General features: G+C 62.0%; 6 protein-coding genes. 4 read left to right on the top strand and 2 right to left on the bottom strand.

What is annotated here, in order from left to right; all coding sequences use genetic code 11:
- Positions 1–416: 416 nt before the first annotated feature.
- Positions 417–1,787, bottom strand: coding sequence for a DUF1329 domain-containing protein (locus GPL81_RS30325; RefSeq protein ID WP_160109772.1), 1,371 nt, complete (start codon positions 1,785–1,787; stop codon positions 417–419).
- 16 nt (positions 1,788–1,803) lie between these two features.
- Positions 1,804–3,711 (bottom strand): DUF1302 domain-containing protein, encoded by a 1,908-nt coding sequence (locus tag GPL81_RS30320; RefSeq protein ID WP_160109771.1) that lies wholly within the window; start codon positions 3,709–3,711, stop codon positions 1,804–1,806.
- Between the two features lie 275 nt (positions 3,712–3,986).
- Here GPL81_RS30320 and GPL81_RS30315 point away from each other — a divergent pair, with 275 nt between their 5' ends.
- From GPL81_RS30315 to GPL81_RS30300, 4 genes are all read left to right on the top strand, one after another.
- Positions 3,987–5,174 (top strand): lipid-transfer protein, encoded by a 1,188-nt coding sequence (locus GPL81_RS30315; protein ID WP_160109770.1) that lies wholly within the window; start codon positions 3,987–3,989, stop codon positions 5,172–5,174.
- 84 nt (positions 5,175–5,258) lie between these two features.
- Complete coding sequence (locus tag GPL81_RS30310; protein WP_096510492.1) at positions 5,259–5,699, top strand: MaoC family dehydratase N-terminal domain-containing protein; 441 nt, start codon at positions 5,259–5,261, stop codon at positions 5,697–5,699.
- Between the two features lie 10 nt (positions 5,700–5,709).
- Complete coding sequence (locus GPL81_RS30305) at positions 5,710–6,129, top strand: MaoC/PaaZ C-terminal domain-containing protein (RefSeq protein WP_160109769.1); 420 nt, start codon at positions 5,710–5,712, stop codon at positions 6,127–6,129.
- A 27-nt stretch (positions 6,130–6,156) separates the two neighbouring features.
- Complete coding sequence (locus GPL81_RS30300; RefSeq protein WP_160109768.1) at positions 6,157–6,984, top strand: SDR family NAD(P)-dependent oxidoreductase; 828 nt, start codon at positions 6,157–6,159, stop codon at positions 6,982–6,984.
- Positions 6,985–7,304: the final 320 nt, after the last annotated feature.

Below are 7,304 nucleotides of genomic sequence, written 5' to 3'. Positions count from 1 at the left end.
CCCCCCCACCCCGGCATCCATGCCGGGTTGCCCACTGCGCAGAACCTCCACTCGGCCTCTCGAGGGTGCATAGACCGCGCAAAGCCAAAGCGAGGCGGCCTGACAGCCGACCTGATTGAGGGGCGGGTACGCGTACTCCTGTAGGAGCTGGCTTGCCAGCGAAGACGGCCTTCGAGCCAACCTGACATTCGCGGATGCACCTCGGACCAAACTGAGCTGGCTTGTCGGGTCGCCGCACCGCAGCGAAGACATCCGTTCAGGCAATTAATAGGTTGACTGATCCACCGCTTTCGCTGGCGAGCCAGCTCCTACAACTGGAAGTTTGCCAAGCGCGATATCGGTGTGTTTTCCACAATTGGCAGGCACCAACGCAAAACGCCCCGCAATGCGGGGCGTCTCTGTTGCTGTTCCCGGGGTCAGCGAATACCCGCATTACGCAACGCGGCAGGTGTGAAATCTGCCAGTTTGGTCCGGGCGCCGTATTGCGGGGCCGATTTGGACTCGTTGCTCATGGTCGCGACAATGTAGCGTCCGGCGAGCAGGTCGTAGAATCCTTGTGCCGCCGGGGCGTTCACGCCTTTTTCATAGTTGTTGTAGGTGTAGTTCTCACCCACGCGCCAGAGCTGGCCGCGACCGTCGTAATGATCCACCTCGGAAAGTACCCAGGTGTCTTCATCGAAGTACATGTCGCGCTTGGCGTAGATGTGCCGTTCACCCGCCTTCAGGGTCGCCTGCACGTGCCACACGCGATGCAGTTCGTAGCGGGTCAGGTCCTGGTTGATATGACCGGGCTTGATGATGTCCGCATACTTGACGCTCGGCGACTGCAACTTGTAGTTATTGTAGGGAATGTAGACCTCTTTCTTGCCGACCAGCTTCCAGTCGTAGCGATCCGGGGAGCCGTTCATCATGTCGGCGTTGTCGGACGTGCGCATGCCGTCCGAGGCCAGGCCGGGTGCGTCGTACGCCAGTTGCGGGGCGCGGCGGACACGGCGTTGACCGGCGTTGTAGGTCCAGGCCTTGCGTGGCTCTGTCACCTGGTCGATGGTTTCATGGGCCATGGAGACTGTGCCCGCCAGGCGCGCCGGCGCATCGACCGCAAAGATGTAGTAGTAGAGGATGTTCTTCTCGGTCTGCGGGTCTACACCATCCATGTATTGCGGGAAGCTGTTCTGGTCATGGGTCTCGACGATGGTGTAGTCGCCATTGACCTGCGGTACGGCCTGGACCGACCAGCGCTCGACGTTCTCACCGCGGAAACGGGTGACATGGTTCCAGTAGACCTCGACGCCGCTCTTGGGAATCGGGAAGGCGTAGTAGCGCGAGTCGGCAAAGTTGCTGAGGCCGGTGCCGTCACTGACCAGTTGCACATTGAGCGCGCTCTTTTTCGCTGCCGCGTAAACGGCTGCCGGTACCTGGGCAGTACGGTGGCTCGGATAGACCGGAATCTTGTAGGTGTCTGGATAGCGCTGGAACATGGCGAGCTGGCCGGGGGTCAGCTTGTCCTTGTACTGCTGGGCGTTGGCGGCCGTGATGGTGAACAGCGGCTTCTCGTTCTTGAAGGGGTCGCCGAGGAAGCCCTTGGCGTCGACGGGTGCCGCGCCAGACGTGAGGCCACCGTCCCAGGCGGGAATGCTTTTGTCGGCGTTGCCTTCCTTCTGCGCGCCCAGCGGCGTCAGGGTCGTGCCGAGTTGAGCGGCTTCCTGCTCGCTGACGGCGGCCATGACGCTGGAGGCCAGCAGGGAGAGCGCCAAGGCGCCGGAGGTGATGATCATGCTTGCTTTCATGGGTGTGCCCTCTGACTCAGAAGTTGACGCCGAAACTGAGCGAGACGAAGTCCCGGTCGGTGTTGGTGTTGAAGTGGCCACCGAAGAAGTCCGTGTAGCTCAGACTCGCGGTGTAGGTGCTCATGTAGTCGGCATCCACGCCGAGGCTGACGGCTTTGGCGCCTTCCTCGAAGTTCGGGCCCCAACCGTCCACATCGTGGGACCAGGCCAGGTTCGGTGAGAGGTTGATGCCGGCGATCACGTTGGTGTAGTCGAGCTTGGCGCGCGCGCGATAGCCCCAGGAGTCGGTGGTGTAGAAGCCGTGGCTGTTGCACTCTTTCTGCGGGTTGGTGGCCGTCGCGCAGACGGTCGCATTCTGGGTGCCGGGGAATTCGCCAGCACCAAACACCGGACTGCGACCGAAGCGGACATCGGTCCCGTCAGCCGGGCCCAGGCCGTTGATGCGGTTGTAGCCCACTTCACCGACCAGGGTCAGGCGGCTGGCGCCCAGGATCTGATCGAAGAATTGCGTGGCAGTGACCTGCGCCTGCATCACCGGCATGCGTTTGTAGCCGGGAAGGTCACCGCCCAGGGCCTGTGTCGTTTCACCGGAGGTGAAGACCGGCGAAGTCTGGGTGCGGAAGTTGGTGTCGGTGGACTGGATCGCCGCCAGGTTCAGGTCGGCGGTGTTGATTTGCAGCGGCATGTTTGGCCGGTAACTCAGCTCGCCGCCGACGGAAGTCTCGCCCAGGGTGGTCTGGAAGCTCAGCCCGTACAGGCGGATATCTTCCGGATAATCGACGAAGTAACGGGCGGCACGCACCCGGTCGAACTGGTTCTGCGCCACACCCAGCGTACGGGCCGCGGCAGGGAGGGCGGCCACCTGGGCGGCGGTGATCGGCGCGACGGTGGTTTGCGTGAAGCTCAGGTACGGGTTGCGGCTGTGGTAGTTCATGGCATAGAAGCCGAACTCGGTGTCGTGCAGATCCGGTACGAACCAGCGCAAGGCAATCCCGAACTGACCGCTGTTGCGAGGGTCGTTGTCTTTCGTGCGCGGCATGTAGACGTCGTCCAGCACTTGACCACTGAGAATCTGTGCGGCGGTCGCGGTGTTGCGGGCTACGCCGGGAGCGAGGTCGGGGCCGGCGAATACCAGGCGGTCGTTGCAACCCTGGGGCAGGGGATCGGAACCGAAGAAGGTGCCGCAGTTGTCGACCACCGAGTTGGCCCATTCCAATTGGTAGAAGGCTTCGGCGGTGACGTTCTCGGCAAGACCCTGGGAGACATACAGCATGTTCACCGGAATCAGGCCTTCCTTGACCTCGGCACCTGGACGACGCAGGGCCGCAACGTCGACCGGGTTGATGCTGTTGATCGAGTTGCCGATGAAGGTGCTTTCGCCCCAGCTCACCACCTGTTTGCCCAGGCGCACGTTGCCAGGCAGATCGCCCAGGTTGTAGTTGTGGTAGACAAAGGCGTCGAGGAACTCGGCGCCGGACGACTTGGCCGAGCGATCGCGTCCCGAGTCGTCGATGTCGTAGAAGTGACGGTGCTCATCCATCAGTTCGAAGTCATACCAGTACTTGCCGCGAACGAAGACCCCGCTGTCGCCGTATTTCAGTTCAAGGTCATGTACGCCCTTGAAGATCTTCGAGAAGGTTTCCCCCTTCTTGAAGTTCTGCCGGTTGTCATCCGCCGTGCGGGTCGCCGACTCACCGCGCAGGCCAAGGGTGTTGGCGCTGTTGATGAATTTGGGGTCCGGTCCGCGCACGCCCCAACTGGCACCGACGGAAAGGGACGAATCGAACTGACCTTCGATTTCGCCGATCTGGAAGTCGACGGCATTGGCGCTGGCGCAGGTCCCGAGGCCCACGGCCAGGGCCAGCAGGTGAGGGCGCAATTCGATTGGCAAAGTGGCAGAGGACCACTGGCGCCGGGAGCTCATATGTCTTTCGAAAGTCACGTGTTGGTTACCCCTTTGATCTTGTTGTTCTGGTGTACCGCCACAAGACGCTAACGCCGACGCCTGTTGTGCTTCCCCCTCGTGTGGGGGGGGAACCCCCCCAATCGTCGCGTTCCCTGAACACTTCAGCCATGCCCCCTCCACCCGAGGGGGGAGAGCGCCTCCTCGTTGCGTGACCATCGGTAGACGGTTTGCTGCGATCGCCTCCAGGCAGGGGCGAGCGGCACAGGCCTCGATAACTGACCTTGGAGAAAGTGATGTCGCAGAAAGTATTTGTTGCCGGTGTTGGCATGATCCCGTTCGCCAAGCCTGGCCAGAGCGGTACTTACATCGAGATGGGCGCGCAAGCCATCCGCCTGGCACTGCAGGATGCCGGCCTGGACTACCGCAAGGTCCAGCAGGCCTACGCCGGCTATGTTTACGGCGATTCCACCAGTGGCCAGTCAGCGCTTTACGAAGTGGGCCTGAGCGGTATTCCGGTGATCAACGTCAACAACAACTGCGGCAGCGGTTCCACGGCGCTCTTCCTGGCGCGCCAGGCGGTGGAAAGCGGCGCAGTCGATTGCGCCCTGGCTTTCGGCTTCGAGCAGATGCAGCCCGGCGCCCTGAAATCCCATTGGCTCGATCGCCCGATCACGTACGGCAAGGGACATGAGGTGGCCGACGCGATCTTCCCTGAAGGCCGTGACATGCCGGACGCCCTGAAGTTTTTCGGCGGTGCCGGTCGCGAGCACATGGAGAAATACGGCACGAAGATGGAGACCTTCGCGGCCATTCGCGCCAAGGCCAGCCGCCATGCCGCGAACAACCCGTTGTCGGTGTTCAAGAAGGTGATCACCACCGAAGAAGTCATGGCCGACCAGGTGATTTTCCCGGGGGTCATGACCCGCTTGATGGCATGCCCGCCGACCTGCGGCGGTGCCGCGGCCATCGTGGTTTCCGAACGCTTCGCCAAACAGCACGGGCTGCGTACCGATGTCTGCATTCTGGCCCAGGCGCTGGTGACCGACCAGCCAGAAGCGTTCGAGCCGCCATCGCTGATCAGCATCGTCGGCGTCGGCATGACCCGTCAGGCCGCCACCGAAGTGTATGAAAAGGCCGGCGTAGGACCGGAAGACATCCGCATCTGCGAGCTGCACGACTGCTTCGCCCATAACGAACTGCTGACCTACGAGGGCCTGGGTTTCTGCCCGGAAGGCGAGGCCGAGAGGTTCGTGATGGACGGTGACAACACCTATGGCGGGCAGGTGGTCGTCAATTCGTCCGGTGGCCTGCTGTCCAAAGGTCACCCGCTGGGTGCCACCGGTCTTGCCCAATGCTACGAGTTGACCCATCAACTGCGCGGCACGGCCGACAAGCGTCAGGTGGAGAACCTGCAGCACGCCTTGCAGCACAACCTGGGCCTGGGCGGCGCCGGCATCGTGACCCTCTTTGGTCGCGGCTGATGACACGGCGCGCCCGTTGCGGGCGCGCCCTTTCTTTTGATTGAAGAGCCGGATTGAAGGCACTGACTGACAGGACTGCGTGACATGGCAGACAAGAGTCTGATCGGGCGCTCGTTGGGCGTGACGAGCTGCGAAGTTGAAAAGGGTCGCCTGCGTTTTTTCGCCAAGGCCATCGGCGAGACCGACCCGGTGTACACCGATGAATCCGCCGCGAAACTCGCCGGGCACCGGTCCTTGCCGGTACCGCCGAGTTTCCTGATGTGCCTGGAAGCCGAAGGGCGCGACAGCGACCACATCGTCCAGGACGTTTTCGGTTTCGATCTGGGGCGCATCCTGCATGCCGAACAGGGCTTCGACTATCACGGTCTGGCCTATGCCGGCGACGTGCTCACCTTCGATACGCGGGTGGTGGATGTCTACGAGAAAAAGGGCGGGGCGCTGACCTTTGTGGTGCAACAGACCCGCGTCACCAATCAGGACGGTCAGCACATCGCTGATATCCGCTCGTCTCTCGTGCAGCGTTGAGGAGCCCGCGATGAACTCATTTCAGTCTCACGATGTGCAGGTCGGCTTCGAACTGCCGCCGCTGATATTACCGGCCATCAATCGCACCACGCTGGCGTTGTATGCGGGTGCCTCCGGTGATCACAACCAAGTGCACATCGATCTGGACTTCGCCCGCAAGGCCCGCCAGCCCGATGTCTTCGCCCACGGCATGCTTTCGGTGGCGTACCTCGGTCGCTTGCTGACCGGGTGGGTGGCGCAGCAACAGATCCGCAGCCTGGCGGTGCGATTCACCGGCATTACCCAACTGGGGCACGTCCCCACCTGCCATGGCAAGTTCATCGAACTTTTCGAGGTCGAGGGTGAAAGACGCGCACGCCTGGCGATCCGCTGCGTCAATCAATACGGCGACGAGAAACTGGTCGGCGAAGCCACCGTGGCACTCCTCTGAATCCAGACAAAAACAAGGAATATCCCCATGAAAAAACTCGAAGGCAAAGTCGCCCTGGTGACCGGTTCCGGTCGTGGCATCGGGCGCAGCGTTGCCCTGAAACTGGCCAACGATGGTGCGCGCGTAGTGGTCAATGACCTCGACGCTGGTCCCGCCGAAGAAGTGGTGGCGCAAATCCGCGCCCTCGGCGGTGAAGCTGTCGCCTGTGTTGGCAGTGTGACGGCGGCCGATTTCGCCGAGCGCTTCGTCAAGACCGCGGTCGACAGCTATGGCGGCATCGACATCATCGTCAACAACGCCGGCTACACCTGGGACAACGTGATCCAGAAGATGAGCGATGAACAGTGGTACGCGATCATCGACTGCCACATCACCGCGCCGTTCCGCATCCTGCGCGCCGCCCAGCCGATCATCAGTGCCATGGCCAAGAAAGAGGCCGCCGAAGGGCGCGTGGTCAATCGCAAGGTGGTCAACATCGCCTCGACGTCCGCTGGCGGCAACCCGGGGCAGGTCAATTACTCCACGGCCAAGGCGGGGGTACTGGGCATGACCAAATGCCTGGCCAAGGAATGGGGGCGCATGAAAGTCAACGTCAACGCCGTTGCCTTTGGCCATATCGAAACCCGCCAGACCCAGCCGGTGGAAGGCGATCCGCACTTCATCAACATTGAAGGTCGCGAGATCAAGGTGGGTATCAGTCCTGCCATCGTCGAGCAGTCAAAAAGCATGATTCCGCTGGGTCGGCCGGGCAACACCGAAGAGGCTGCCGGGGCCGTGTACCTGTTTTGCATCCCGGAATCGGACTACGTCAGTGGCCAGGTGCTGGTCTGCGGCGGTGGTCTGGGCAACGTCTGAAAACGTGGCGGGGCGCTTCGGCGCTCCGCCATGCCTACCACCCCGAGGGTGGGGCTGCGCGTCGCGTCAGTGAAAGGCAACCCATAGCGATCTCTTCGCAGGCCTGAAACTAATCGTGTGTTCGCACACATTCCCCTGTAGGAGCTGGCTTGCCAGCGAAAGCGGTGGGTCAGTCGACATATTTATAGCCCGAATCGACGCCTTCGCTGGCAAGCCAGCTCCTACAGTTTTGGTCCGGAGTACATCCGCGAAAGCCAGGTCGGCTGTCAGGCCGCCTCGCTTTGGCTTTGCGCGGTATACGCCCCCTCGTGAGGCCGAGT

The sequence above is a fragment of the Pseudomonas izuensis genome (assembly GCF_009861505.1).
GTDB classification, from domain to species: domain Bacteria; phylum Pseudomonadota; class Gammaproteobacteria; order Pseudomonadales; family Pseudomonadaceae; genus Aquipseudomonas; species Aquipseudomonas izuensis.
Note: the sequence above shows the minus strand (reverse complement) of the source record. Positions and strands in the feature narration are given on the sequence as shown.

Coding starts and splice junctions, on each gene's coding strand:
- GPL81_RS30325 (WP_160109772.1), bottom strand. CDS start 1,787: ATGAAAGCAAGCATGATCATCACCTCCGGCGCCTTGGCGCTCTCCCTG.
- GPL81_RS30320 (WP_160109771.1), bottom strand. CDS start 3,711: ATGAGCTCCCGGCGCCAGTGGTCCTCTGCCACTTTGCCAATCGAATTG.
- GPL81_RS30315 (WP_160109770.1), top strand. CDS start 3,987: ATGTCGCAGAAAGTATTTGTTGCCGGTGTTGGCATGATCCCGTTCGCC.
- GPL81_RS30310 (WP_096510492.1), top strand. CDS start 5,259: ATGGCAGACAAGAGTCTGATCGGGCGCTCGTTGGGCGTGACGAGCTGC.
- GPL81_RS30305 (WP_160109769.1), top strand. CDS start 5,710: ATGAACTCATTTCAGTCTCACGATGTGCAGGTCGGCTTCGAACTGCCG.
- GPL81_RS30300 (WP_160109768.1), top strand. CDS start 6,157: ATGAAAAAACTCGAAGGCAAAGTCGCCCTGGTGACCGGTTCCGGTCGT.